Annotated in this window: 25 protein-coding genes; 8 read left to right on the top strand and 17 right to left on the bottom strand. The window is 62.3% G+C overall.

Features of this window, described 5'->3' with window-relative positions; all coding sequences use genetic code 11:
* Nucleotides 1–33: 33 nt before the first annotated feature.
* The 4 genes from ACAX43_RS26025 to ACAX43_RS26010 all read right to left on the bottom strand — a co-directional run bounded on the left by ACAX43_RS26025 (nt 34) and on the right by ACAX43_RS26010 (nt 5,826).
* The gene (locus ACAX43_RS26025; protein WP_370711275.1) at nt 34–2,952 is read right to left on the bottom strand and encodes a molybdopterin-dependent oxidoreductase; all 2,919 of its coding nucleotides are present in this window, start codon (nt 2,950–2,952) and stop codon (nt 34–36) included.
* Nucleotides 2,953–3,079: 127 nt separating this feature from the next.
* Nucleotides 3,080–4,075, bottom strand: a complete 996-nt coding sequence (locus tag ACAX43_RS26020; protein WP_370711274.1) for an Ldh family oxidoreductase — start codon at nt 4,073–4,075, stop codon at nt 3,080–3,082.
* Between the two features lie 150 nt (nt 4,076–4,225).
* Complete coding sequence (locus ACAX43_RS26015) at nt 4,226–5,401, bottom strand: UxaA family hydrolase (protein ID WP_370711273.1); 1,176 nt, start codon at nt 5,399–5,401, stop codon at nt 4,226–4,228.
* An 80-nt stretch (nt 5,402–5,481) separates the two neighbouring features.
* Nucleotides 5,482–5,826 (bottom strand): UxaA family hydrolase, encoded by a 345-nt coding sequence (locus ACAX43_RS26010; RefSeq protein ID WP_370711272.1) that lies wholly within the window; start codon nt 5,824–5,826, stop codon nt 5,482–5,484.
* Between the two features lie 577 nt (nt 5,827–6,403).
* Here ACAX43_RS26010 and ACAX43_RS26005 point away from each other — a divergent pair.
* The 4 genes from ACAX43_RS26005 to ACAX43_RS25990 are packed head-to-tail and all read left to right on the top strand — an operon-like array spanning nt 6,404 to nt 10,057.
* Nucleotides 6,404–7,423, top strand: a complete 1,020-nt coding sequence (locus ACAX43_RS26005; RefSeq protein ID WP_370711271.1) for an ABC transporter substrate-binding protein — start codon at nt 6,404–6,406, stop codon at nt 7,421–7,423.
* Nucleotide 7,424: 1 nt separating this feature from the next.
* Entirely contained in the window at nt 7,425–8,222 is a 798-nt protein-coding gene (locus ACAX43_RS26000; protein ID WP_370711270.1) for an ABC transporter ATP-binding protein, read from the top strand.
* On the top strand, nt 8,215–9,120 hold the full coding sequence (locus ACAX43_RS25995) for an ABC transporter permease (protein WP_370711269.1): 906 nt from the start codon (nt 8,215–8,217) through the stop codon (nt 9,118–9,120). Before ACAX43_RS26000 ends, ACAX43_RS25995 begins: the two co-directional genes overlap by 8 nt.
* Nucleotides 9,121–9,139: 19 nt before the next feature.
* Nucleotides 9,140–10,057, top strand: a complete 918-nt coding sequence (locus ACAX43_RS25990) for a LysR substrate-binding domain-containing protein (protein ID WP_370711268.1) — start codon at nt 9,140–9,142, stop codon at nt 10,055–10,057.
* Here ACAX43_RS25990 and ACAX43_RS25985 read toward each other — a convergent pair.
* Genes ACAX43_RS25985 through ACAX43_RS25960 form a run of 6 tightly spaced genes read right to left on the bottom strand, consistent with a single transcriptional unit; the run spans nt 9,988 to nt 14,768 of the window.
* Entirely contained in the window at nt 9,988–11,724 is a 1,737-nt protein-coding gene (locus ACAX43_RS25985; RefSeq protein ID WP_370711267.1) for an L-aspartate oxidase, read from the bottom strand. The two genes, ACAX43_RS25990 and ACAX43_RS25985, sit on opposite strands and share 70 nt — an antisense overlap.
* Nucleotides 11,725–11,747: 23 nt before the next feature.
* The gene (locus ACAX43_RS25980; RefSeq protein ID WP_370711266.1) at nt 11,748–12,383 is read right to left on the bottom strand and encodes a fumarate hydratase C-terminal domain-containing protein; all 636 of its coding nucleotides are present in this window, start codon (nt 12,381–12,383) and stop codon (nt 11,748–11,750) included.
* Entirely contained in the window at nt 12,373–13,278 is a 906-nt protein-coding gene (locus tag ACAX43_RS25975) for a fumarate hydratase (protein WP_370711265.1), read from the bottom strand. Before ACAX43_RS25975 ends, ACAX43_RS25980 begins: the two co-directional genes overlap by 11 nt.
* Before the next feature lie 22 nt (nt 13,279–13,300).
* Entirely contained in the window at nt 13,301–13,696 is a 396-nt protein-coding gene (sdhC, locus tag ACAX43_RS25970) for a succinate dehydrogenase, cytochrome b556 subunit (protein ID WP_370711264.1), read from the bottom strand.
* Nucleotides 13,693–14,037 (bottom strand): succinate dehydrogenase, encoded by a 345-nt coding sequence (locus ACAX43_RS25965; RefSeq protein WP_370711263.1) that lies wholly within the window; start codon nt 14,035–14,037, stop codon nt 13,693–13,695. Before ACAX43_RS25965 ends, sdhC begins: the two co-directional genes overlap by 4 nt.
* The gene (locus tag ACAX43_RS25960; RefSeq protein ID WP_370711262.1) at nt 14,034–14,768 is read right to left on the bottom strand and encodes a succinate dehydrogenase/fumarate reductase iron-sulfur subunit; all 735 of its coding nucleotides are present in this window, start codon (nt 14,766–14,768) and stop codon (nt 14,034–14,036) included. The genes ACAX43_RS25965 and ACAX43_RS25960 overlap by 4 nt, the downstream gene beginning before the upstream one ends.
* Before the next feature lie 288 nt (nt 14,769–15,056).
* Here ACAX43_RS25960 and ACAX43_RS25955 point away from each other — a divergent pair, with 288 nt between their 5' ends.
* Both ACAX43_RS25955 and ACAX43_RS25950 read left to right on the top strand, forming a co-directional pair.
* The gene (locus ACAX43_RS25955; protein ID WP_370711335.1) at nt 15,057–15,815 is read left to right on the top strand and encodes a GntR family transcriptional regulator; all 759 of its coding nucleotides are present in this window, start codon (nt 15,057–15,059) and stop codon (nt 15,813–15,815) included.
* Between the two features lie 188 nt (nt 15,816–16,003).
* A complete protein-coding gene (locus ACAX43_RS25950; RefSeq protein WP_370711261.1) occupies nt 16,004–17,509 on the top strand; it encodes a diguanylate cyclase domain-containing protein in 1,506 nt (501 codons plus the stop codon).
* An 88-nt stretch (nt 17,510–17,597) separates the two neighbouring features.
* On the opposite strand, the gene ACAX43_RS25945 is transcribed toward ACAX43_RS25950, so the two are convergent.
* The 5 genes from ACAX43_RS25945 to ACAX43_RS25925 all read right to left on the bottom strand — a co-directional run bounded on the left by ACAX43_RS25945 (nt 17,598) and on the right by ACAX43_RS25925 (nt 22,429).
* Nucleotides 17,598–17,900 (bottom strand): putative quinol monooxygenase, encoded by a 303-nt coding sequence (locus ACAX43_RS25945; RefSeq protein WP_370711260.1) that lies wholly within the window; start codon nt 17,898–17,900, stop codon nt 17,598–17,600.
* 173 nt (nt 17,901–18,073) lie between these two features.
* On the bottom strand, nt 18,074–18,397 hold the full coding sequence (locus tag ACAX43_RS25940) for a hypothetical protein (protein WP_370711259.1): 324 nt from the start codon (nt 18,395–18,397) through the stop codon (nt 18,074–18,076).
* A 159-nt stretch (nt 18,398–18,556) separates the two neighbouring features.
* A complete protein-coding gene (locus tag ACAX43_RS25935) occupies nt 18,557–19,792 on the bottom strand; it encodes a porin (RefSeq protein ID WP_370711258.1) in 1,236 nt (411 codons plus the stop codon).
* Nucleotides 19,789–21,036, bottom strand: coding sequence for an MFS transporter (locus ACAX43_RS25930; RefSeq protein WP_370711257.1), 1,248 nt, complete (start codon nt 21,034–21,036; stop codon nt 19,789–19,791). Before ACAX43_RS25930 ends, ACAX43_RS25935 begins: the two co-directional genes overlap by 4 nt.
* Nucleotides 21,037–21,088: 52 nt before the next feature.
* Nucleotides 21,089–22,429, bottom strand: a complete 1,341-nt coding sequence (locus ACAX43_RS25925) for a hypothetical protein (protein WP_370711256.1) — start codon at nt 22,427–22,429, stop codon at nt 21,089–21,091.
* A gap of 365 nt (nt 22,430–22,794) precedes the next feature.
* Between ACAX43_RS25925 and ACAX43_RS25920 the strand changes: the two genes are divergently transcribed.
* Together ACAX43_RS25920 and ACAX43_RS25915 are read left to right on the top strand one after the other, a co-directional pair.
* Complete coding sequence (locus ACAX43_RS25920; protein WP_370711255.1) at nt 22,795–23,517, top strand: autoinducer binding domain-containing protein; 723 nt, start codon at nt 22,795–22,797, stop codon at nt 23,515–23,517.
* 14 nt (nt 23,518–23,531) lie between these two features.
* Nucleotides 23,532–24,098, top strand: a complete 567-nt coding sequence (locus ACAX43_RS25915; protein WP_370711254.1) for an acyl-homoserine-lactone synthase — start codon at nt 23,532–23,534, stop codon at nt 24,096–24,098.
* Nucleotides 24,099–24,171: 73 nt separating this feature from the next.
* Here the strand turns inward: ACAX43_RS25915 and ACAX43_RS25910 are convergent, their stop codons facing one another.
* Both ACAX43_RS25910 and ACAX43_RS25905 read right to left on the bottom strand, forming a co-directional pair.
* Nucleotides 24,172–25,572, bottom strand: coding sequence for a heavy metal sensor histidine kinase (locus tag ACAX43_RS25910; protein WP_370711253.1), 1,401 nt, complete (start codon nt 25,570–25,572; stop codon nt 24,172–24,174).
* Nucleotides 25,569–26,240 carry a heavy metal response regulator transcription factor gene (locus ACAX43_RS25905; RefSeq protein ID WP_370711252.1) on the bottom strand — a complete coding sequence of 224 codons (672 nt, stop codon included), beginning with the start codon at nt 26,238–26,240 and terminating at the stop codon, nt 25,569–25,571. Before ACAX43_RS25905 ends, ACAX43_RS25910 begins: the two co-directional genes overlap by 4 nt.
* Nucleotides 26,241–26,395 lie beyond the last annotated feature (155 nt).

The raw sequence follows: 26,395 nt of genomic DNA, 5'->3' as shown, positions 1-26,395 counted from the left end.
CTGCTTGTTCACTGCTCGCGCGCGACACGTCTCCTACTTGCGCCCGGCCCCTCGCAGCCGCGCCGCGAATTCGCCGCGCCCCGCGAAATAGGTCTGCACGATTCGCGATATCACGCCGTTCGAGCCCGGCAACGCAGGCATGGCGTCGAACTGCGGCAGCGTGTGACGCGCGTCCGCTTCGGCCGGATAGATGCGCACGCGCACGTCGTACCACCCGGCCTGGCCTGTCACCGGATCCGAGTTCGAGAAGCGCGCGGCCGTTTCGTCGCGACCGGGCAACTCGTCGGTAATGAGGTGATTGAGCAGGAAGCCGCGCTGCGATTCGTTTGCGTTCGCACCGAGGTTCCACGCGCCCGACGCCTTGCCGATCGCGTTCCACGTCCAGACCGTCCCCGGTTCCACCGTTTCGCTGAAGCGCGCCATACAGCGCACGCGGCCCCATGGGGACTCCGCATAGATCCAGCTGCCGTCGGCGATACCGTTCTCGGCAGCCATCAGCGGATTCATGTAGAGATAGTTCTCGCCATGAATCTGCCGCAGCCACGCGTTTTGCGAGTCCCACGAGTGATACATCGCCATGGGCCGCTGCGTCACGGCAGCGAGCGGAAAACGCGCGAGATCGGTGGAATCGCTTTCGAGCGGTGCATACCAGAACGGCAGCGGATCGAAATACTTTTCAACCCGCGCCCGCAGATGCTCGGGCGGCTGCCTGCCGCTCGTGCGGCCCTGCGCGGCGAGCCTGAACTTCTGCATGACGTCCGAGTAAAGCTGAATCAGAATCGGCTCTTTGAATTTACGGAAGCCTTTTTCCACCGCCCAGTCGAGATACGGCCCGTTGCAGTTGCGCATGTACTGGAACGTCTCGGGCAACCGGTAATGGAACACGCAATTGTTCTTTGCATACTGTTCCCACTGCTGCGGATTCGGCTCGCCCACCAGCGCCTTGTCGCCGTCCTTGCCGCGCCAGCCGATCAGGAAGCCGACGCCGGAATCGGGCGCCGTGGTGTGATTGATAATGAAGTCGGGATAGTCGCGAAAGCGCCGGGTGCCTTCGGCTGTCGTGAAGGCCGGAAACTTCAGCCGCGAGGCGAGTTCGATCAGGACGTCCTGGAACGGCTTGCACTCGCCCGTCGGCGGCACGACCGGTACCCGCACCGAATCGATCGGACCATCGAATTCGGAGATCGGCCGGTCGAGCATCGACATCACGTCGTGCCGTTCGAGATAGGTCGTGTCCGGCAGGATGAGATCGGCGAACGCCGTCATCTCCGACTGGAACGCATCGCACACCACGAGAAACGGGATCTTGTACTCACCGTTGGCGTGCTTGTCGACGAGCATCTCGCGCACCTTCATCGTATTCATCGACGAATTCCACGCCATGTTGGCCATGAAAATCATCAATGTGTCGATGGGATACGGATCGCCACGCCACGCATTGGTGATCACGCTGTGCATCAGGCCGTGCACGGCGAGCGGATATTCCCAGGAGAAGGCCTTATCGATTCGAACCGGGCCGCCGTTTTCGTCGATGAACAGATCTTCGGGCGCAGCGGGCCAGCCGAGCGGTCCGGTTGCAAGCGGCGTGTTCGGCTTGACGGCGTCAGGGCTGTTCGGCGGTTTCGCCGACGGCGGCACGGCGCGCGGAAACGGCGACTTATGACGAAAGCCGCCCGGACGGTCGATCGTGCCGAGCATCGACATCAACACCGCAAGGGCGCGAATCGACTGGAAGCCATTGGAATGGGCGGCCAGCCCGCGCATCGCATGAAACGCGACCGGGTTGCCGGTGACGGTCTCGTGCGTCTCGCCCCACGCGTCGGTCCAGCGGATCGGCAGCGTGATCCGGTGGTCGCGGCTGGTCTGGATCATTTCACCGGCGAGGCGACGGATCGTGTCAGCCGCGATGCCTGTAATGGCAGCGGCCCACTCGGGCGTGCAATCGGCCACCCGTTCGCGGAGCAAGGCGAACGACGGCGTGACCGGCGTGCCGTCGTCGAGCGTATAACGTCCGTCGAGCGCGGGCGTCACGCCGGGCGCGTGATGCGGCACCGCGCGCGCGGCTTCCGCGTCCCACCAGAGATGATTCTGCGGAAACAGCGGATTGCCGGCCGGCCGGTCCGGGTCACGCACGAACAGGCCGAAGTTTTCGCTGGCTTCGTCGAGATCGACAAGCTCCGCCGCGTTCGTATAGCGGCGCACGAACTCGTGATCCCAGGCGTCAGCCGCGATCAGTTCGTGCAGAAACGCCATGAACAACGCACCGTCGGTCCCGGGCTTGATGGGCACCCATTCGTCGGCAATCGCTGCATAGCCGGTGCGGATCGGATTGATCGCGATGAAGCGTCCGCCCGCGCGCTTGAACTTCGAAATGGCGATCTTGAGCGGATTCGAATGATGATCTTCCGCCGTGCCGATCATGAAGAACAGCTTGGCACTGTCGAGATCCGGGCCACCGAACTCCCAGAACGAGCCGCCGATCGTATAGATCATGCCGGCTGCCATATTGGCCGAGCAAAAGCCGCCATGCGCCGCATAATTAGGCGTGCCGAACTGTTTGGCGAAGAGACCGGTGAGCGCCTGCATCTGGTCGCGGCCGGTAAACAGCGCGAATTTTTTCGGATCGGTGGCGCGAAGGTGGGCGAGGCGCTTTTCGAGCAGATCGAATACAACGTCCCACGACACCGGTTCGAACTGCGCACTGCCCCGCTCCGCACCTGCCTTGCGCATCAACGGCTGGGTCAGGCGCGCGGGCGAGTACTGCTTCATGATGCCCGAGGCACCCTTTGCGCAGATCACGCCCTGGTTGAGCGGATGCTCCGGGTTGCCGTCTATGTAACGCACCTCCCCTTCGCGCAAATGCACGCGAATGCCACAGCGGCAGGCACACATGTAGCACGTGGTCGTCTTGACCTCGAGCCGTTCGTCCTGCGTCCGGGCCTGGTGTTCCATGCGGGATCTCCGTCGCTGCTCCGGCTGTGTCGAAGCGGTGTTGATTCGATATCGACCATCCTATTCGCCGCGGGCCCACAAGGGAAATCACGATTTGTGAGAGAAACTATCCGCTGCGCTGATGGTTTCAGTTTCCCTTCAATTGCGCGATCAGCGCGTCCGGAATCTCGACGCCTTCATCTTGTGCCGCGTCCGCGAGACGTTCTCGCCGGTAGCCGGGAAGCCGCACGTCGTCATCCATCAGCATCATCTCGATCAACGCTTCCACGCGCGACAGATAGGTCTCGTCGCCGGTCAACGCGCCGGGGTCGATCGCCCAGAAAAGATGGCCGATGCGCGAGCGCTCGCCCTCTTCCGTCAGAAACGACCCCGCTTCGTAGCCGAAATTCGCCCCCGTCAACGCGGCCGCCAGCAACTCGACGATCAACGCGAGCATCGCCCCCTTGGCCCCGCCGAACGGCAGCATCATGCCGTCGAGCGCCGCGCGGGCGTCGGTGGTCGGCTGGCCGTCGCGAGTGGTCGCCCAGCCTTCGGGAATGGGTTTGCCGTCACGCGCGGCGAGCGCGATCTTGCCGCGGGCGATCTCCGAGAGCGCGAGGTCGATCACGAGCGGCACGCCGTTGCGCCGCGGGAACACGGCGGCGATCGGGTTGGTGCCGAACAGCGCGCGGCGGCCGCCCCATGCGGGCATGGCCGCGGGCGAGTTGCTGAAGGCGAGCGCGACCAGACCCCTCGCGCCGAGCGCGGCCAGATGGGCCGCACCCACGCCGAAGTGGTGGCTGCGCTGCACGCCCGCCACCGCGCTGCCGTATTGCCGCGCGCGTTCGGTCAAGGTCGACATTGCGAGATCGCAGGCCGGATAGGCAAGACCGTCCGCGCCGTCGATCAGCACGGCGGCGCCGCGGTCCGCGACAATCACGGGCTGCGCCGCGGGATCGACGCGGCCATTGCGCAACTGCGCGCAATACATCGGTAGACGCGACACGCCATGGGACGACAGGCCGCGCAGATCGGCATAGATGAGCGCGCGCGCGGTCGATTCGGCGATGGACTGCAACGCGCCGGCATTGCGCAGCGCATTGATTGCAAGCGTGGTGAGCGCCTCCGGTAACAGACGGGCCATCGAGTATTCCTTGTTGTGGGGTTTCAGTCTGCGAGCGCGGCCGCGACTCGTCGCGCGACGAGCGAACTTACCCTCTCGTGCCAGCATGGCGCATCTGTTAAGGTCCGCTCCGATCCTTACCGGGGTCCCGGAGCGGCCCGGCCGCCGGAATCAGGCGCTTTCGAACAGACGGGTCAACACGAACTCACGATGCCCAAGCGCTTCCGCCGCCGTAAAACGGCCATTTACTGTGGCGAGCATGCATTGGAGCAGCTTGTCGCCGCTCTGGTCGAGGTTCTGCTCGCGCTGCAGAATGCCGGTGACGTCCACGTCGATATGTTCGCCCATCGTGCGGACCGTACGCGGGTTTGCACAGATCTTGATGACCGGCACAATCGGATTGCCGATCACGTTGCCTTGGCCCGTCGGGAAAAAGTGAACCGCGAAGCCGGAGGCTGCGCACAGCGTCACCATTTCGGCCGCCGCCGACGACGAATCCATGAACCACAAGCCCGCATGCGTCGGCTCCTCGGCTTTGTCGAGCACGCCATCCACCATGCACTTCTTGCCGATCTTCTGAATATTGCCGAGCGCCTTTTCCTCGATGGTCGTCAGACCGCCCGCAATATTGCCCTTGGTCGGCTGCGACTCGGAAAGGTCGTCCGTTTTCCAGCGATTGATCATCTCCTGATAGCGGTCGAACATGAACTGGAACCGCTCGCGCACGCCGTCGTTAGCGCAGCGCGCGGCCACGATCTGCTCGCCGCCGGTGATCTCGGACGTCTCGCCGAATACCAGCGTGGTGCCGAGGCCGTACAGCTTGTCGAAAGCATTGCCGACCGTCGGGTTCGAACCGCAGCCCGAGGTGGTGTCCGACTCGCCGCATTTGGTGGAGACCCACAGATCGGAAATCGGGCATTCCTCGCGATCGAGCGACGTGGCGTACTGCACCATTTCTTTCGCCGCCTTCGAGGCGCGCATGATGGTGTCGTGGTCGCCATGCAGTTCGATGCCGAAGCCCATCACCGGCTTGCCGGTCTTCGCGATGCCGTCGACCACACGTTTGGTCCAGCCTTCCTCGATGCCGATCACGATCACCGCCGCGACGTTCGGATTGCTGCCCGCGCCGATCAACGTGCGGAAATGCAGGTCGAGGTCGGCGCCGAATTGCAGCCGCCCATACGGGTGCGGCAACGCCATCGTGCCCTTGATGTTGTTTTCGACGGCCAGGGCCGCGGCGTTCGACAAATCGTCGACCGGCAGGATGATCACATGGTTGCGCACGCCAACGCGGCCATTGTCGCGACGAAAGCCGCGGAAAGTCGTATCCAGATCAATCACGCTCATGGTGTGTCTCTCGTTCGGTTTCGGTTCGGCTCGATTCAATTCGGAAAAAGTAGCAACGCTCGGTACGGACGAAGCGCCGCTTACCAGCGCTTCGTCTTGATGTTGTGCACGTGGGCGTGCTCGCCTGCGCTGATCGGCGCCACCACCTTGCCGATATCCACGCCGTACTTGAACACCGTGTCGCCGACAGCCATATCTTTGAGCGCCACCTTGTGACCGATAGGAATGTCCTGTTTGGCCAGGAACGTCACGATCTCGTCGTCGTCCATGATCCACGCATTGAGTTGCGTACCCGCCTTGATGCCCTCGATGACTGCCACGCCGACTGTGTCTTTCGCCTCGTGCAGCACGATGTGAATCGTCTTGCGTTCAGGCGTCGCGCCCGCAGCCGCGGTGCCGTTGATGTCTGCCGTGGGATTGCTCATTAGCGTCTCCGTTCGTGTGTTGAATGCGGTGTGCGTCCCGCGGGGCAGCGAGTCAAACGCGCTGCTGTGAAGCGATATTAGGCGGCAGGTCCGCGTATGTCAACTAGGTCATCTATATGTCTTAGATGAGTGTTTTCCAGTAGACGCCCGCCGTTAGCGGCTGACGAAGGCATGCCGCGTTTTCACCAGTTTGCTTTCACGCGAATCATGGCCTAGACTCACCACTCATACAGATGACCTAAATAACAAGGTCACTAGAAGCAGCGCAACCACGCTTTCTCATGTACCGGGAAAAGCGCTGAACGCATACCGGCATACAGTGCGCGCACGACGCACGGCCGGCCAAAGGAGACACGCATGATGCTTGCCCCTCTCGTCACGCCGTGGGCCTTGTTTGAGCCCACGCGGTATCCGCCGTCCCGCGCCCAAGCGCTTGTGCATCCGTTCCCGCATCCATATCCGGCACGCGCCCGGCCGCCCGCCCGTTCGCGGTAAAGGCCTGCTCGTCCGTTTCGATTTCGCTTTTTTCTCCCACGTGCGCCTCCCCGGCGCTCCACAACCATAGGGTGTGCCAGCAATGAACGTGAAGAGTGTGTTTCGAATGATCGGTGTGAGCTGCCTGCTGTCCGGCATGCTCGCCGCAGGACCCGCCCAGGCGGAACTCAGCGAAGTAAAGATCGCGCGGCAATATGGGGTGAGCTATCTGCCGCTCATGATCATGCAGGACCAGAAGCTCCTCCAGAAACACGCGGCGCAGATGGGCATCAAGGACCTGAAGGTATCGTGGGTAGAGTTCGCCGGCGGCAATGTGATGAACGACGCGCTACTGTCCGACTCGCTGCAGATCGCCTCGGGCGGCGTCGCGCCGCTCGTCCTGCTGTGGTCGCGCACCAAGGGAACATCGGTCGAAGTCAAGGCGCTGTCCGCGATCAACTCAATGCCGCTGCTGCTCAATACGACTGACGCGAAAGTGAAGACGTTGAAAGACTTCACTAGTCATGACAAGATCGCGTTGCCCGCGGCCAAAGTGTCGATCCAGGCGATCACCTTGCAGATGGCCGCGGAGAAGGTGTTCGGCGCGGGCAACCAGGGCCAGCTGGATAAATACACCGTGTCGCTCTCCCATCCCGACGCGCAGCAGGCCATGATGTCCGGGGGCAGCGAGGTCACCGCCCATTTCGGCTCGCCGCCGTTCCAGGAACAGGAACTGCAAAAACCGAATGTGCATACCGTGCTCAATTCGTATGACGTGCTCGGCGGCAAATCGAGTTTCAATCTGGTCTGGTGCACGGGGCGCTTTTATCAGGAGAACCCGAAACTGACGAAGGCCTTCATGGACGCGTTAAACGAAGCGGAAGCCTGGATCAACCATGACAAGCACGCGGCCGCTGTCGCCTATCTGCGGATATCTAAGGAAAAGAGTACCGTCGACGAAGTGGAGAAAATGATCACCTCGCCCGACGTGTCGTTCACCACCGTGCCGCAGAACACCATGAAGTACGCGGACTTCATGGCTCGCACCGGGCTCATCAAGGCCAGGCCGCAATCGTGGAAGGACCTGTTCTTCCCCACCGCTCAATCCTCGCAAGGAAGCTGACATGCGCGCCGCGACCCATGCCACGCCTTACCCCGACACCTCGCCGCTGCTTGCCGTGCGCGGTGTGACGCTGCAGTACAAGACGCCGAAAACCCTCGTGATGGCGACGTACCGGGTGGATTTCGAAGTATTCAGGGGCGATCGTTTTGTCTTGCTGGGGCCGTCGGGCTGCGGCAAGTCGACCCTGCTCAAGAGCGTCGGCGGCTACCTCGCGCCGACCGAAGGCACGATCTCGCTCAAGGGCAAAACGGTCACCCGGCCGGGTCCTGACCGGATGATGGTGTTTCAGGAGTTCGACCAGTTGCTGCCATGGAAAACGGTCCGGCAGAACGTCATGTTCGCGCTGCAAGCATCGCGCCGGCTGCATGGCAAGGAGATCGAAGAGCGCGCGATGCATTACATCGACAAGGTCAATCTGTCGTCGTTCGCCGACAGCTATCCGCATACGCTCTCGGGCGGCATGAAGCAGCGCGTCGCGATTGCGCGCGGCATGGCGATGGAGCCCGACATCCTGCTGATGGACGAACCGTTTGCCGCGCTCGACGCCCTGACGCGGCGCAAGATGCAGGACGAACTCCTCGCGCTGTGGGACGAAACGCGCTTCACGGTGCTGTTCGTCACACACTCGATTCCCGAGGCGATCAAGATCGGCAGCCGCATCTTGCTCCTATCGCCCCATCCCGGCCAGGTCAAGGCCGAACTTGAAACGGCGACCACGCCGGAAGCCGCTATTGCGCTGGAAAAGCGCATCCAGCGCATGTTGTTCGAAGACGAGATCGAGAGGGCGGAAAATGTCTGACATGCTTACCCACGGCGGCTCCGGCCAACGCACTGCCCCACCCGTCGCGCCACGCTCCGAGGTGGTCCGCGAGCCTGCTGAAACGCGCGAGTTCAGCGTCGTCGAAAAACCCCTGTCGACGTTCGAGCGGCTCTATAACCAGACATGGATTCGCAAGCTGATCATTCTGGTGCTGCTCGCGGGCGCCTGGGAGATCTATGGCCGGATTCTGAATAACCCCCTGCTGTTTCCGACCTTTGGCGCAACCATTGAAGCTTTCTTCAGAAGCATCGCCAGCGGCGAGTTGCCGGGCAAGGCATGGGCGTCGATCCATGTCCTGCTGATCGGCTACGCCTGCGGAATCGTACTGGCGGCGTTGCTCACGGCAGCGGCGATCACCTCGCGCATCGGCACCGACTTTCTGGAGACGATGACCTCGATGCTCAATCCGCTGCCCGCGATCGCGCTGCTGCCGCTCGCGTTGATCTGGTTCGGTCTCGGCAACGGCAGCCTGATCTTCGTGCTGGTTCATTCGGTGACGTGGTCGGTGGCGCTGAATACGCACTCGGGATTTCTCTCGGTGAGCAACACGCTCAAGATGGTCGGCCGCAACTATGGTCTGCGCGGTGGACGTTACGTGTGGCAGATTCTCGTGCCCGCGGCATTTCCGAGTATCCTGACCGGCCTGAAAATCGGCTGGGCCTTCGCATGGCGCACCCTGATCGCAGCCGAACTGGTATTCGGCGTCAGTTCCGGTTCCGGCGGCCTCGGCTGGTTCATCTACGAGAACAAGAATCTGCTCGATATCGCCAATGTATTTGCCGGGTTGTTCACGGTGATCCTGATCGGGCTCGCCGTCGAGAACCTGATTTTCCGCGTGCTGGAGCGTCATACCGTGAAGCGCTGGGGCATGCAGTAAGACTGAGACGGAAGACGCCGTGAGCGCGATTCGCTATTTCGTAACCTTTCTATCGGTGGCGCGGCACGGTTCATTCGCCGCTGCCGCTGAAGAAGTGTGTCTCACGCAGGCCGCCGTGGGCTTGCAGATGCGCTCGCTGGAGCGCGATCTCGACCTTGTGCTGTTCGATCGGGCCGCGCGTTCGGTGTCGCTCAGCGCGCAAGGCCGCGCGGTGCTGCCGCTTGCGGAAACACTGGTGGCCAATTACCGGCAGATCCTCGCAACCGGCGACGCCGGGGAGCTATCCGGCACAGTACGCGTCGGCGCCCTCGTTTCCTCGCTGATGGGCGCGTTCGCCGATGCAATGCTCAAGCTCAAGCAGCGCTATCCACGCCTCGATCTGAAGCTGTTCACCGGTTTGTCGAGCGACTTCGCGGCACGCGTGGAAAGCGGCGAACTGGATGCGGCGATCGTCACGCAATCGCCTGCCGCGCTGCCTGCCGCGCTCCAGTGGACCGTGCTGTATAGCGAACCGATGGTGTTTATCTCGCCCGCCGGCGTCCCGCATGCGTCAATCGAGGCCTTGCTCGAAGAGCCCTTCATTCGCTTCGATCGCAACACATGGACGGGCGTGCTGGTGGACAATGCGCTGCGGCAACTGGGCTTCGCCAGCGACGAAATCATGGAGCTGAATTCGATCGAAGCCATTTCGGAGATGGTGCGGCGGGGCTTCGGCGTGTCGATCGTGCCGCTCCTCGCCAACGCGAACTGGACCCGCGACTCGGGATTGCAAGTCACGCCCTTGCCCGAGCGCATCACGCCGCGCCGGGTCGGTCTGCTCGAACGCCGCGATCATTCGCGGCAAGCGTTCACGGATGCCGTGAAGCGTCATTTCATCGACACGGCCGAGTTCTCTTCATCGAGCAACGATTCACCTGGACGAACCCGCGTGAACTGAACGCGCTGGCGGCTCGTGTCGAACGTGTCGCCCTCGAGCCGCAAGCACATGTATTCGGAAGACGCCAGATCGCCCGCTTCCGGAAAATCCTCGCGATAATGCGCACCTCGTGAATTCTCCCGTAGCAGCGCGGACTCCGTGATCGACCGGCTCACGAGAATCAGATTGCGCAGGTTCATCCAGTCATGCCAGGACAGATTGAAACGCAAGTCGCGGCCGTCGATGCCAGTCTGATCGAGCTGCGTTTCCAGTTCCCCGAGTTGGCGCCTCGCACGCTCGAGCCCCTCGGCATCGCGCAGGATGCCGACGTCGTTCCACATGACTTCGGCGAGCGCCTCGCGGATCGCTTCGAGATTGCCTCGTGGCTGGTGCAGTGGACGATTGCACTGGGCCATCGCCGCGTTGATCGCATCCGTATCGGCGTCGGCGAAACGGCCATGCCGCGGCACCCAGGCCGCGAGCGTATCGCCCGCGATCCCGCCGAACACCGTCGAATTCGCGACGCCGTTTCCCCCGAGGCGATTGGCGCCGTGCACTCCGCCTGCATCCTCGCCCGCCACAAAAAGCCCGGGCAGCGTGGTCGCGCAGTTTTCGTCGAAGACAACGCCGCCCATCATGTAGTGCGCGGTCGGCACGACTTCGACGAGACCGCCCGCCAGATCGAAACCGCAATCGGCGCAGCGCTCGACCATGCCCTTGAAACGCTGACGCACGCTGTCCGCGCCGAGGTGATGCATCTGCAGATAGACGCCGCCATTGGGCGTCGCGTGCCCTGCGCGCAGTTCGCGGAAGATGCTGCGCGAGACCACGTCGCGTGTCGCGCGTTCAGCACGCGAGTCGTAATTCTGCATGAAGCGCTGGCCCGCGCCGGTCAGCAAATAGCCGCCCGCGCCGCGCAAGCCTTCTTCGAGCACGGTGCCCGTCATGCGCGTGTCGGCGCCGGCCAGCAGACCGGTGGGATGAAACTGCACCATTTCCATGTCGCGCAGCGTGAGCCCCGCGCGCAACGCCATCGCCATGCCGTCGCAACTCTTGTCGCCGCTCGGCGTGTGATAGCGATACATGGTCGGGCCGCCGCCGGTTGCCAGCAGCACGGCCTGCGTGCGGACAAACACGAACTCGCCGCTGCGCATGTCGATCATCAGTACGCCGGCGAGCGATGCACCGTCAACGCTGCGAATGAACTCCACCGCGCGATATTCTTCCAACCTGTCGATGCCGCGCGCCCACACCTGTTCCGCCAGCCGGTTGATGATCTCGATGCCGGTCTGATCGCCCTTGTGCACGGTGCGGTCGAAAGTCTGCCCGGCGAACGCCTTCTGCCGCACGGAGCCGTCCGGATTGCGGTCGAAGAAGCAGCCCAGCTCGTTTTCGAGTTCGCGAATCCGTTCGACGGCGCCCGTCACCAGCATCCACGCCAGGTCCTGATTCGAGAGCCACTTGCCGCCTTCGATCGTATCCATGAAGTGCCGCTCGATCGAATCGCCCGGCGCGAGCGCGACGTTGTAGCCGCCTTGCACCATACGCGTACAACCGCATTTGCCCAGCAGCCCTTTCACCGCCACGGTGATGCGCAATTGCGGCGCGGCGGCCTGTGCGTGCAGCGCGGCGAACAGACCAGCGCCGCCGCTGCCCAGAATCAGAATGTCGGTTTCGAACTGTTTCATGGAATCGTGTTCCCGAATGCGTCTCAGACGCGAATGCCGAGCGACGCGAGCACCGCATCGCGCTGGGTACGCGTGTTCTGTTGGACTGCGTTGTAGAGGCTGCCGCCATGACTGTCCATCGCGACCAGCAGCGGCCCGAAGCCGCGAATCCGGAAACGCCAGAGGGACTCCGGATTGAGGTCGTCGAGATCCACGTCCTCGATCTGCTCGATCCACGTGGTTTCGAGCGCCGCCGTGCCGCCTACGATCGCAAGGTAGACACCGCCGAATTCCACGAACGCGGCACTCGATGCAGCGCCGAGGCCGCCCTTACCGATCACCACGCGCACACCGCAGGTCTGCATCAAGGGCGCCGTGAAGCGCTCCATGCGCGCTGACGTCGTCGTGCCGATGCACACCGGTTCGTAGCCTGCCGGATGTTGCGGCGACACCTCGACGCGCCGCACGTTCGGCGCCGTATGGATCACCGCGTGGCCGCGCAGGTCGAAGCGGGTCGTGCGGCCGTGATCGAACATGTGAATCTGGGTCGCGTCGCGGATACCGAACAGCGTGCGGTTGAGCGTGACCGTGTCGCCGATACGCAAGGCACGAATCTGCGCTTCGCTCGCCGGCATATCGAGCGTGTGATGCGTGCCGGTGGCGGGCGTTTCAGTAGCCATACTCGACTCCGTTCGCGGTTACCGTAGCGCGCGCGCGCCGCGCCGAATGACACTGCATGTTCACGGCGACAGGGTTCATCGTGATGTGAGTGGCAGCCAGTTCGACATGCACCGCGAACGCCGTCGCATCGCCGCCCAGTCCTTGCGGTCCGACACCCAGTTGATTGACCGCCGCCGACATCTGCTGCTCGAGCGCCGCGCCATGTTCATCGCGGCAATGCGTGCCGAGCGGCCGCGTGGCCGCGCGCTTGGCGAGCGCCACGCACAGATCCGAGGTGCCGCCGACGCCCACACCCACGATTGTCGGCGGACAGGTCTTGCCGCCCGCATCGACCACGCAATCGATCACGAATTGACGGATCGCATCGACACCTTCAGCCGGAATCGCCATGCGCAGAAAAGAGTTGTTCTCCGAACCGCTGCCTTTCGGAATCATTTCGATGGAGAGCGATCCCGGGGTATCGTCGAAATCGACGTGAATCACGGGCACCTCCGCGCCGCACGAATTCTGCTCGTTATGGCGCGTGAGCGGATGAACCACGGAAGAACGCAGCGGATGCTCACGCGTGGCGCGTGCGCAGCCGCTGCGAAGCGCAGCCTTCAGGCGCATGCCGTCGAACTGCACGCCCTGCCCGATCGTGATGTTGTAGATCGGCAGCCCCGTGTCCTGGCAGAGCAGATTGTCGGCTTGCTCGGCCACCACGATGTTCTGCCGCATCGTCCCGAGCACGCGCCGCGCGGTGTCGTTCCGCTCGCCCGCCTCAAGCTTCGCGATGCCTTCCTTGATGTCCGGTGGAAGCTGCTTGAGCGAGCGGATATACAGGGTCTTCGCAATCTCTTCGATCAGCGAGTAGTCCACGATGAAATCCGTTTTGAGTCTTGTCGTCGTTTCCATTCAGGCCTCTTCAAACACGCATTCACAGCGTCAGCGAGAGCGCAAACGCCATGCCGATGACGAACGCGCCACCCGCCGTCAGCGCAATGAGATCCTTGCGCAAGCCGCTCCACGGTCGGAACTCGATCAGCAACAACCGCACGCCGCCGATCAGATGGGCCCCGAGCAGCGTCACCAGTCCCCATTCCGCGACGACGAACGCCGGCGAGCGCGTTACGACGAGGAACGATTCGAAACGCGCGGCGCCATTGAGTGCGGTGCCGAGCGCCCAGAAATGCAGGGGCAGGAAGAACGCCAGCGCGAGACCGGATAGACGATGAACCAGAAAAGCCCACCACGCCGGATGATTCCGTGCCCGGAAATCGAGCTTGCGGCCGGGCGTCACCGCTCGCGAACGGGTGCTGGCGCTCGTATTCATGCGGTGGCTCCTGCAATCAGCGCGTAAACCGCGCGCAAGCCCGCGAGAGCCAGTACGACGCCGATCGCCATGCTGACGCGCACGGCCCACGCGCCGCGCCAGTTCAGCCATTCATCCGCGATACGGCGCAAGCCCACCGGCACATGTGTCGCCGCCGCGATCACGAACAGCGCGTAGAACGCGCCCCACACGAGATTGCCGTGCAAACGCGCGATCACATCCGCCGCGCGCAACCCGCCGTGCACGACCCAGATCATGGTCACCAGATGGACTGTGACACACACCGTCAGCACCATCGCGGAAAAGCGTTGCAGCCACCAGCCGTCAAGGCTCCGATTCATCGCGGGCCGCCTTTGGGCTGAGCCCGTCCCGCGCGTTTGAGACCGGCGATGCTGGCAGTCGGCGAAAGCGCCTTCGGGCAACGTTCCGTGCACGATCCCAGGGTATGACAGGAATGGCAGCCCGCATCGGTCGCCACGGCGTCGTGGCGAGCGCCCTGCTGAACGTCGCGCACATCGTTGACAAGCGTCCATGCGCGGTTCAGCGCGGCCGGTCCAAGATAATCCGGCTTCCAGCCGACCACATCGCAACTGGCGTAGCAGACGCCGCAGCCGATGCATTCGATGCCCGCGTCCACAGCCTGCCGTTGGGGCGAAGCCGGATCGATCACTTCGAGGGGCGCACTGCGGTCGCGGCTGCCAGCGAAGTAGCCCTTCGCATCGCGCCATTTGTCGAAGAAATCAGTCATGTCGACCGCCAGATCCTTGACGATCGGCAAGTGATTCAGCGGCGCGATTTCGAGCACGTCGCCCGGATGCCGCAGCACCTTCGTCACATGCGTGCGGCAGGTCCAACGCGCGCGGCCGTTCACGGTCATGGCGCAGGAACCGCACATGCCGACGCGGCACGCGAACCGGTAAGACAGCGTGGCGTCGATATGGCGCTGAATGTGCGTGACGACGTCCAGCACGGTCTGGCTGGCGCGGCGCGGCACCTCGAACGGTTCGAACGCGCCGTCTTCGGCTCCGCGCCAAACGCGCACGCTCAACAGGTCGCTGACGGTTGCTTGCATAGGGGGATTGAAATGCCCAATTGTTTGGCTGAAAGATACTGGCTGAACGTCAGGTTAAAGCGGTGCGCGCGCGGTTGAAAGCCAGTAATTCTTGGTTCAAGGACAAGGGTTCCTTTCACATGCGCAGAGCGCAGCGGTGCCGCGCATCACGGGGAGCCCGCCGATGGTGCGACAGCTTACAAAAAACTAGCTCATCTAGATGTACTAGATGAGTTTGTCAGCTAAAATTGGAGAAGGTTTAAATCTTTGCGAGCGGCGTCGCGCGCCTCGCGTCCTTCAGGGGTCTTCATGAGTACGCTCGCCATCAATCCGTCCGCACTGGGCGGCACGCGATACAAGGAGGTCAAGAGCGCGATCCTGGCTGCGCTTTCGGCTGGCGAATGGAAAGGCGGCGAATGCATTCCTTCGGAAAAACGGCTCGCCGAGCGCTTCGGCGTATCCATCGGCACACTGCGCAAGGCAATCGACGAACTGTGTGCCGAGAACATTCTGATCCGACATCAGGGCTTGGGCACCTTTGTGTCCATGCACCAGCGCGACCGGCATTTTTTCCGTTTCTTTCGCATCGTCCGGCGCGACGGCGACAAGGCCTACCCCACCGTCAAGCTGATCGATTTTAAAAAAGCGCGGGCCTCCCGCGAGGTGGCGTCGGCGCTCGGCATAGAAACCGGCGCGCGCATATTTCAGTTCGTCAACGGCCTGGCGCTGCACGGCAAGACGGTTGTGATCGAGCACATCACCATTCCGGAAGCCCATTTTCCAGGTCTCACCGAGGCGAAACTGCGCAACCGGCCCAATACGCTCTACAACTTTTACCAGGATGTTTTCGGCATCAACGTGGTCGAGACCGACGAACGCGTGAGCGTGGCGTTGGCGAACCCCCTGGAAAGCACGCAGCTCGACGTGAGCGTCGGCGCGCCGCTGCTGGAGGTACGGCGTATCGCCTACTCGTATCATCGCAGCGCCGTCGAACTGCGGGTTTCACGGCTGAATACCGAAGAGTACGAATACATCGGCGCCCGTCCGGGGCGTGAAGAAGAGCGGTAGGCTGGGCCAGAAAGCGACAGGCGTGCGGCTGTAGATCGCCAGATCGGCGTCAATACCGCCTCGCCCGCAACCTGGCGCCGGGCGTTGGCCAGATTGCCGGCCGAGGCCGTGCTCGTCTCCGGCGAGCGTCCGCCCACATGCGGCGTCAACACTATTAGAATAGCGCGAACTCCGACCACGGGAATCTCATGCTGGATATCCTCCCGCGCGGCTCAGCGCCCGCCAACGACGCCCCGCAGCAAGTCCCCTTGAGGGACGATTCCGAAATGTTCGAACTCGCGCCCGTCTCGCTCTGGCTCGAAGACTTCAGCGGCGTGCGCGCGCTATTCGACGCATGGCGGGCACAAGGCGTGACGGATCTGCGCGCCCATTTCGCCGAAGATCCAGGCCGCGTCGCCGAATGCGCGCACAGCATCCGCGTCATCAAGGTCAACCAGAAGACGCTGGCGCAATTCGAGGCCGCCGATTTCGCAGCGCTCACCGGCAGTCTCGCCTCAGTGTTTCGCGACGACATGCTCAAGACCCACCTCGAAGAGCTATGCCAATTGTGGGCCGGCCACGCGCAGTTCACGAGCCAGACGGTCAACTACACGCTCGGCGGACGTCGGCTCGACGTACTGCTCAAGGGCGCCGTGCTCCCGGGCCACGAAGAACGCTGGGACCGCGTGCTCGTATCGGTCGAAGATATTACCGAACTGGAAGGCGCGCGGCATCGCGTGACGCTTGCCGAACAGTATGTGCGCGGCCTGTTCGAACATTCGCCGGTGTCGCTGTGGGTGGAAGATTTCAGCGCGGTCAAGCGTCTGCTCGACGAGGCGCGCTCGGCCGGCATCAGCGATTTTCGCGTGTTCACCGACGTGCATCCCGAGTTTGTCGAGCGCTGCATGCAGGAAATCCACGTGCTGGACGTCAACCAGCACACGCTCGACATGTTCGCGGCGAAAGACAAAAAAACGCTGCTGGCGCGTCTGTCCGACATATTCCGCGACGACATGCGGCCGCATTTCCGTGAGCAACTGATCGATCTGTGGGACGGCAAGCTGTTCCAGCAGCGTGAAGTGCTCAACTATTCGCTCGACGGCAGCGACGTGCACGTGCACCTGCAGTTTTCCGTATTGCCGGGGCATGAGGACAAGTGGGACCTGGTGCTGGTCGCCCTCACCGACATCACCGCGCGCAAGAAGGCCGAAGCCTACCTCGAGTTCCTCGGCAAGCATGACGTGCTGACCAAGCTGCGCAACCGCTCGTTCTACGTTGACGAATTGAACCGGCTCGAGCGCAAGGGCCCGTGGCCGGTGACGATCATCATGGCCGATCTCAACGGCCTCAAACGCGTGAACGACCAGCTCGGTCATGCGGCCGGCGACGCACTGCTAAGGCGGGCCGGCGAAGTCCTTGCCAAGGCGACGGACGCGCCATTTCACGCGGCGCGCATCGGCGGAGACGAGTTTGCGATTCTGATGCCGGACACCGACGAACGCGGCGGCGCAGCAATGGTCGATGCAATCTGCCAACTGGTCGATGTGAACAACCAGTTTTATCCGGGCTCGCTGCTGAGTTTTTCGTTGGGTGTGGCGACGTGCCAGCGCGGCGACCGGCTCGAAGCGGGCGTGCAACGCGCCGATCTGCTGATGTATGAGGAAAAGCGCGCGCACTACGCGAACCGGCCGGCTGCGGGCGCGTCGGCCGACTGACGCGCGGGCGCGGTGAACGTCGGCGCGGCGTTGTCAAAGGCGATAGTGGGTAAAAAGGCCGCGCCGTGTCAGCAGATTGGAAGCTGAGTCAGCCTGGCAATTTGGCTGCCAGCACATCGACTTTCTGAATGGTGGGTGGCGTGGCGAACAGCTCGCCGGCCTTCGCCATCAATGCGGCAGCCACCTTGCCGTTCAGATGCGCTTCGCGGCCCGCTTCGTCCGGGAAGGCGTCGAAAATGCCGTATGTGGACGGCCCCAATTTCAAACCGAACCACGCGGTGGTGGCAGGCTCCTCCTGAACGAGCGGCAAGCCGCTCAGCAGAAAGGCCTCGACATCCTTCTCCTTGCCGGGCTTGGCCTCAAGACGAACGTACAGAGCAAGTTTGACCATGACGCGACTCCTTAAGTGAAGTTAGGACAAGGGATCCGCGTTACCGGCTTCGCAACACGCGATCAAAGGTACGGTTCATCAAACGCTCAGGAAGTATAGGCCGGCATTGGCGTGGCCGCGCCAATGCCGGGCACAACGGGCTCTTTCATGCCGCCGGCCGGCCAGGTAGCGCTTCAGCCTCGATCGGTACGCACCGCATTACCGTAGGTACTGACGATCCGCCGATCCTGCTCCTCCACCGAAAACAACTCCCATTCGAGCCCGTTCACGTCCTTGCTGCTCGAGTACTCGTCTACCGAATCGTCCTCGAAGCCGACATGCCGAAGCTGCCCACCCCTTTCCGGCATCTCGTTGATCGAGAAGTTCAGCAGGTCGGTCCGCCACATTGCGTAACGGCCCGGCACTATTGCTGTGGGCGGCTGACCAAGACGGGCGCTGTAATCGTCGATGGAAGCCTCGAGGCTGGCGACAGCCAAAGCAATGTGGAAGCGTTTCATAGCGGTTTTCCTGACGGTTAGGATGAAGTGTTTCATCGTATCCGTCGCGCGGCGCCGCAACCAGTTGCCCGATCATCCCGGTATCGGTATTACCGGTTTACGCCGTGACGGTCAGCAGCTTGCCAAACGCGTCACGGTGGCGAGGCGCCGAGAGCCACGCTAGAAACGATGGCGCAAACCGATACGCACCACCGCCTGACTCCCGGCACCGTTCCCCGAATTACCGATCAGGCGCGCTCTGGCGCCGATTTCCGCCTGTACCGGTATCTCCATGCCCGCCACCGTGTTGCGGCCCGAGGCCATTTGCCGGATCGCCAGAACGTACACATCAGTGCGCTTCGACACAGCGTAGTCGAGCGCCAGGTTGATCTGATCCCACCTGCCGCTGGAACCGCCTGTCAGCGTCGAACGGGTATAGCCTAGTGCGGCGCCGACGATCGGCGTCAGCGCGTAACGCACGCCGGCTTCGAAGTTATCCAGTTCCGAGGAGGCACCCGCCGTCGGCGTCAATGTCGTGCGCGTGACATTGCCCCAGACGCGCACCACGTCGACGGTATAGCGGCCGCCCACAGCGAAGCTGCTCAAACTGCGAAGCACGCCCACCTTCACATTCGCCACCGTCGCGCTAACCGGCGCCGTCGCACCCATCGGAAAGCCGATCCGGGTATACGCCGCTCCCATGCCGAACGGCTCCCCCGTGTAATTAAAGCCAACGCTATAGGCATTCGATGCCACGCGCGGGTCCACGCCTCTGATGTCGTCGCCGGCCGGTGAGCCGGTCGATCGGTCCGTCCAGTTGGAAAAGGCAACCATGCCGCCAAACTCGAAGCCCGCAAACTTCGCGCTGCTGAACGTGAGCGCATGGCTGAGACGGCCGGCTGCCAACTGATCGAGATCATTGATGTGGTAAGCGTAAGTGCCCGCCGCCGACTGGCTCCCCATCGCGTAGTGGCTGCCCACATAAACGGCCGACAACGCATTTTGACGACCGTACGTCAACGCGCCGATCGCGCGCTTCGACAGTCCGACATACGCCTTGCGCGCGAACAGCGCGGCCTGCGGCAACGACATGCCGCCGCTGGTGCTGAACGCGCTTTCCAGCACGAAGATCGCGTCGAGACCGTTGCCGAGATTCTCGCTCCCACGCAAGCCCCAACGATTGCCTTGGGCAACACCATCGGCGTAGCGCAACGACGGAGCATGGGCGCTCTCCGTCGCCATCTTCGTCACATAGCTCAGCCCTGCATCGATCGATCCGTAGAGGGTGACGCCGCGTTTAGCGGCGGCCTCCGTCGCGACACAATTCAGCACAGACGCAATCAACGGCGCCGACAGCGCGAAGCGTTTGCGAGCCGACCCGAGGATGAAGCGGTCGAGCCCGCGGGCACCTGTCATCGGGCCGGCGGCTCCCGGTGACGAGCACGAAGCTTAGTGGCGCAGTACGCCGCCATGCACACCAAGGCGCCCACGCCCAACGCCACGCGCAGCCCCCAAAGCGGTGCACACACGCCGAGCCACAACGCGCTGAGCGCCGGTCCGCCACGATAGATCACGCCGTATAGCGCAAGCACACGTCCGCGCATTGTCGGCGGAACCGATAGGTGAATCAGCGTCTGCGCGCCGATGCCAGTCACGACCACGGAGAAACCCAGCGCAAAGAACAGGACGAGCGCCACCAGGAAATGCTGCGTGAACGCTAATCCGAGCCCGCACAACGAAGCGGCCAACACGTGCCGCTCGATCAATCTTGCTAGCGGCGGCGTCGCGTCGCGGCCGCTGAACCAGACGCCGCCCGCAAGCGCACCGGCCCCCGCTACGGCGACGAGCGACGCGAAACCTTGTGCGCCCCGCTGCGACATAGCGTCCGCAATGGCCGGCGCCATGTCAGGAATGCCGCGAAGGCACACGGCACACGCGATCAGAATCAGAAAAGTTGCCCGCAACGGGGCGTCCGACGCGAGGTAGCGAAATCCTTCCGTGGCGTCGCGCCGCCAATGCGAGGGCGGCCTATCTTCACGCAAACGCGGGCCCGCCGGAATGCGAACAATGGCGGCGATGAAGACGGCATAGCCCAGCGCACTGAGGAAGAACAATGCCGAAGGATCGAGCTTCAGCAAGAGCGCGCCCGCCACCGCCGGCCCCACAAAGCGCGCCAGGCTGAAGCACAGTGAGGTGAGCGCAACCGCCGAGCCAAGCTGCTGTTGCGGCACCAGCGTCGAAATCCACGAAAGGCGTGTGGGCTGACACAGTGCGCCGGCGATACCCGTTACCAGCGTCACCAGGAGCAGCCATTCCATTGAACTGGCGTCACCGAGGATCAGACAGGCCTGCAAAACGGCCATCGCCATCGCGACACACTGACAATAGAGCATGACGCGGCGCGGGTCGCAACGATCCGCCATCAGGCCGGCAATCGGCGCGAGGAACACCGTCGGGAAAAGATCGGCGAGGGCGAGCAAGCCGAGCCATACGCTCGAATGACTGATCTCCCACACAAGCCAGCCGGCACCGACCCGCTGCACCCACATGCCGATCAACGACAGGCTGTTACCGAAGGCGAACCGCCTGAAATCCCGGCACGCGAGTGCGCCGAAGCCCTTGCTCCTGAATACGATCCACCGCTGAAGGAAGCCCGCCATCGGCATTCCCCTCAGGGGCGCGAGAACGGCGCGACACGCATCGCACCGGAGCTCATGCGTGTCCCGCCGGCAGCGAACTCAGCACGGCCATTTTTCGGCCGTCCTGCGCGATGTTGACCTTGCGCGCCCGGCTCACTCGCGATCCATATCCGACAATCGCGCCACTCGCAATCATCACCACCAGATCCCTGAAGCACGACTCGCCGTCGACCTCGAAGTCCGAGTCGACATACTGCTGAACCACATGACCGATAGACGACGTTTTGCTGATCAGCTCCGCCCACTCCATCTGGCCATAGTCGCGGCCGACAAAGACGGACACACCACGCGTTCCGTACGGATGCTTGACGACAAAATCGTCCTTGCAGTTAATGACTTCCCGTTGACTGATACCGTCGCCCAGTTTGCGACTCATCGGAATGAGCCTGTGAATCGCCGCCCGCTCCTTGTCGTCGAACAGATAGGAGAAGCGAGGATCCGACATGACCGCGACACACAGCTTGTTGTCGCCGATCCAACGCCCCGCCAGCGACGACTGAATCACAAGCCGGCCTTCAACGACGCTACGGCAAAACGACTCCCATTGCCCCATGTCCTGAATCGCGCGCTGCACGCCGTACTTCAAATAGGCGAGCTGAAATGCGTGATCGTCGCTCCGGTTGACCTGCTCGGGCGTGAGCATGACCGAACGAAGACCACACGCCTCGAGCCGCTGCTGGAGATGCGGCAATTCGAGAATGTTGCCGCCCGCCGGATGCAGCAGCCCGATCCCTTCGATATCGGCCATGCCACGCTGATGCGCCAGCTTCGACAGCCACTGCGCCACCCAGTCCTGCTGTTCGAAGGTGGACGATGCACCGCCCCACGACTCGAGCATCTCGGAGGCGAACGGCGCCTCGCGCCAGTACCGGTTGAGCAAGCCCGCGTAAACGATGCCGCCCGGCGCGTTGCAGTTGAACTCGATGATTCTGAGCTCGGACAGCGTGCGCCCCATCAGATCGAAGCGGCACAAATCGACCTTGTTGTTGGACGGTGCCGTATCCTCCTTGATCCATTGCTTCAACCGCTGCGGAATATCCAGAAACTCCTGAAGATTGGCGTCCGCGCGATAGGCCGCCACGATCTTCTGCAACGCGCCGAATACTGCCGTGACACGATTCGCCAGAATGAGTTCGGCTCCGGCGTGGAGCGCACACACGCCTGACATGACAGGATACGGGCGCGACTGGTTGCCTTCGAAGCTCATGGACAGATTGTCTTCAGCAGCGCGGCCTCGCACATAGGAAAAGGCCCGGTTAAAGCCGGCCTCGGCATGATCTCCAGATAGCGTGATCCAATCTCTTTCCGGATCAAAAACGGGAAGGTCGAAAGTGTTCGGGCAGGAATCGATCATCTGAGCCTCCAATTTGGCGGTCATAGAGAAATGGATAAAAAATAAATACGTCCGATTCACGAATTTATTCTCATACGCATATCAATCGGATGACCCAGACAATTACATGATCGACAGCACGCAATAACCCCCGAGATTGGTAGTCGATCAGAAACCGCCAATACTGCGTCGTTACGCCACAACCCCAAAACTGGTAGGGAACTCACTGTCTTCGCCAAAGATATTCCATACTCACTTACGATAGCCATCCCCTAAACATTCCGCATGAAAACAATGATCTGATCGCTGCCAGGACATACCCGTAACATAAGCACCAATTCAATTGGAAGTAGTCTGTACCCACAACTGGACAGCGGAGCCCTGCGATGTCACAAGTCCTCTCCGAATGGTGGAACAATCTGTTTTTCGAGCTGCAAAGTTGCGAGCAGATTGAGAGTGCCTTTTCCACGCTGTCGCGCGCCTCGCAGGATCTCGGATTTGAGTATTGCGCATTCGGCTATACCAGCCGCACGCCGTTTTGCGCGAGAAATATTTTCATCAAAAGCTCTTATCCCGAACCTTGGGTATCGCGATATCGGGATAAAAAATATCTTGAAGTCGATCCGGTCGCCAAACTCGATTCGGGCGAATTGACTCCGGCTATATGGAGCGACGAGTTCTTTGCCGACGCGAAACACGTCTGGGACGAAGCGAAATCGGCGGGATTGGCAATCGGCATTTCACAACCCTGCTGGGACGCCCGCGGTCAGTTCGGCGTGCTTTCCCTGGCGAGAAGCGACCTCGCATTGAGTCCTCGCGAAGTCAAGGCGCTACGGCCCTATCTCGCAGCACTCGGTCATCTGTCGATATCGTGCATCAGCACGATCTGCAAAAGGCAGAAACACGCCACCATCGATATCAGCCTCACCCGGCGCGAAATCGAAATCCTACGCTGGACCGCGGACGGAAAATCCGCCAAAGGCATCTCAAATGCACTGGAGATTTCCGTCGATACGGTGAATTTCCACCTTAAAAATTGCATGAGGAAACTCAATGCTTCGTCGAAGACCAGCGCGACCGCCTATGCGATCGCCTACGGCCTACTGTAGCTACGGAGAGGGTGATGGAAGAGATCGTGGTCAGCACCATGGAAAATCTGAGTCCCGCTGCAAGGCAGCAACTCGGCCTGTACCGGCATGCGGTGTTCGTCGAGCAGATGAATTGGGACTTGCCCGCAGTCAATATCGACACCCGGGAGGAATGGGACGAATTCGACCGGAACGACACCGTCAGCGTGATCGCCTACTCGGCGGACCGGAGCATTTGCGGCTATGCGCGCTTGCTGCGCACCACCCAGCCTTATCTGCTCAGCGAAGTGTTCATCGACTTGTGTTCCATGCCATTGATTAGCGATTCCTTTACGTGGGAACTGTCCCGCTTCACGACCTGCCATGCGGGCGCTGAAATCAATGCGCAACGCATGCGCAAACTGCTTCGCCTGATCTTTCTCCAGGCCGAACACTTAGGAATCCGTCAATTGATCGGCGTCGCGCCGTGCAGTATGGAACGGCTCTACCGTCGGCTCGGACTCGTGCTGCGGCCCCTCGGTCCGGTGCGCACAGCCAGTGACGGCCTCGCGGCGTTTTCTCTGGATATCAATGCGGCGGGCTTGAAAGCCTTGAGCGATTGATAGCGATTGATAGCGATTGATAGCGCCTGGCGACGGCCTGGCGCGCGCCGGCGATACTCGCCGGCTCTGAATCTCAGGCGCCCGGAAAGCGCAATTCGAAGCGCATCACGCCCGGCACCGGACACACCACCCGCGCCGTGCCGCCATGCAGATGCATGATCGCCTTGACGATTGCGAGCCCCAGCCCGCTTGATTCAGTGAATTCACTGCGAGCCGCATCCGCGCGGTAGAAGCGATCGAACAGGCGGTCCAACTGCTCGTCAGGAATCGGTGCGCCATCGTTTTCCACCACCACCGTCGCGCCCCTTTCGTCCTGCCTGCCGCTCAAACGCACGACCGTATCGCTCGCGCCATATCGCACCGCATTGACAACGAGATTGTTGATCGCCCGCCGGCACAGCATCGGATTGACCGAGGCCACGCCCTGAGCGTCGACGGTGAAGCGCATACCGCGTTCGTCGGCAGGGCCTTCGAAATAGTCTGCGATCCTGACGAGTTCGCCGCGCAGATCGACCGGCTCGCGGTCGATTGAAAGCGCCGCATGATCCGCGTGCGCGAGAAATAGAATGTTCTCCGCGATGTGGCTCAAGCGGCTCAGTTCTTCGAGATTCGATTCGAGCAATTGCTGATACTCGTCGGCTTCGCGCGGTTTGGCGAGCGTCACCTGGGTCTGGCCGATCAACGCGCCGACGGGCGTGCGAATTTCATGCGCCAGATCGGCGGAAAACTGCGAGAGGCGCTGATAACCGTCGGCGAGACGGTCGAGCATGGCGTTGAATGCGTCCGTGAGTTGACGCAATTCGACCGGCGCCGCCTCGCTGTCGAGCCGCACCGACAAACTTGCCGGGCTGATCTGTGCCGCCCGCGTGGCGATCTCGCGCACCGGGCGCAGCCCGCGGCGCAGCACATAGTAGGCCAGCAGGGTCGCCGCCAGCATGCCGATCAGCGTGGCCAGCACAATGCGATTGCGGTACGCGGCGAGCATCCGCACTTCCTGAGTCATCGGATGCGCGGCGATCACTTCGATTTCACTGCCGTCCTCGCGCGCCTTGACGGTGGCGCTCGCCCAATGGACGGGGACGCCGTCCGGCAAGCGGGTCTGGCGGATGTCCGAGAGAGTCGGCAAGCGGTCGCCTGTGCCTGCCTGCAGCGCCGGCACCGCAACGTTGGCCGGGTTCACGTCGATAAACGGCGCTTCGCCCGGGCGGCGAAACTGCAGCACGTCCTCCTCCGCGCCGAGCATGGTCTCGAACAGCAAAGGCCGGCTCTTCAATTCGCTCATCGAGTAAAGATCGCGGACGATGCGGCTGAAATGCTCGACGCGGCCGGTGAGCACCACATCCGCGCGGCGCTGCAACGACAGCTCGGCGGAATGATAGAAATACGCGCCCAGCGTGCCGATCACCACACACGCGATCGACGCGAACAGCACCGTAGTGCGGGCGGTCAGCGAACGCTCGGTCCACAGTTTCATGAGCCGTCGCCGAAGGTGTAGCCGATGCTGCGCACGGTATGGATCAGCTTCTTTTCAAACGGATGATCGACCTTGGCGCGCAACCTTTTGATCGCCACGTCGACCACATTGGTGTCGCTGTCGAAGTTCATATCCCACACTTCCGAGGCGATCTGCATACGCGATAGCGCTTCGCCCTGCCGCCGCACCAGCAGATGCAGCAGCATGAATTCCTTGTTGGTCAGCGGAATCTCGACGCCTTCGCGCGTCACCTTGCGGCGCAAGACGTCGAGCTTGAGGTCGGCAATCTCGAACACGTCACGCTCGCGGATCACGCCGCGGCGCAGCAGCGTACGGATGCGCAACACCAGCTCGGTGAACGAGAACGGCTTGACGAGGTAATCGTCGGCGCCGAGTTCGAGGCCGCGGATGCGGTCGCTGACGTGATCGCGCGCGGTCAGGAAAATCACCGGCAGGTCGCGGCGCGCCCGCAACGTACGCATGATTTCCCAACCGTCGATGCCCGGCAGCATCACGTCCAGCACCACCAGGTCGTACGCATGCTCCAACGCCATGTGCAGGCCGTCCGTGCCGGTGCGCGCGAGATCGACCGCGTAGCCGCTTTCGCGCAGCCCCTTCTTAAGGTAGTCGCCGGTTTTCGGGTCGTCTTCGATGACGAGAATGCTCATGGTGCCTGTTGTTCCAACCCGAGGCGCCCCCTCGGGCGTTGGGCATGGATGTGGACGTGGATATGGCGGACATTCTACGTGGCCGCGGCGCGCCGTTCATGACGTTTTTGTCATTCGTCTGTCACTCGCCGGAGCCGGTCGCGCGCCTAACCTGA

This window comes from Paraburkholderia sp. IW21, from assembly GCF_041321145.1.
Taxonomy (GTDB): domain Bacteria; phylum Pseudomonadota; class Gammaproteobacteria; order Burkholderiales; family Burkholderiaceae; genus Paraburkholderia.
The sequence above is the reverse complement of the archived record's forward strand: the minus strand, read 5'-3'. Positions and strand labels throughout refer to the sequence as shown.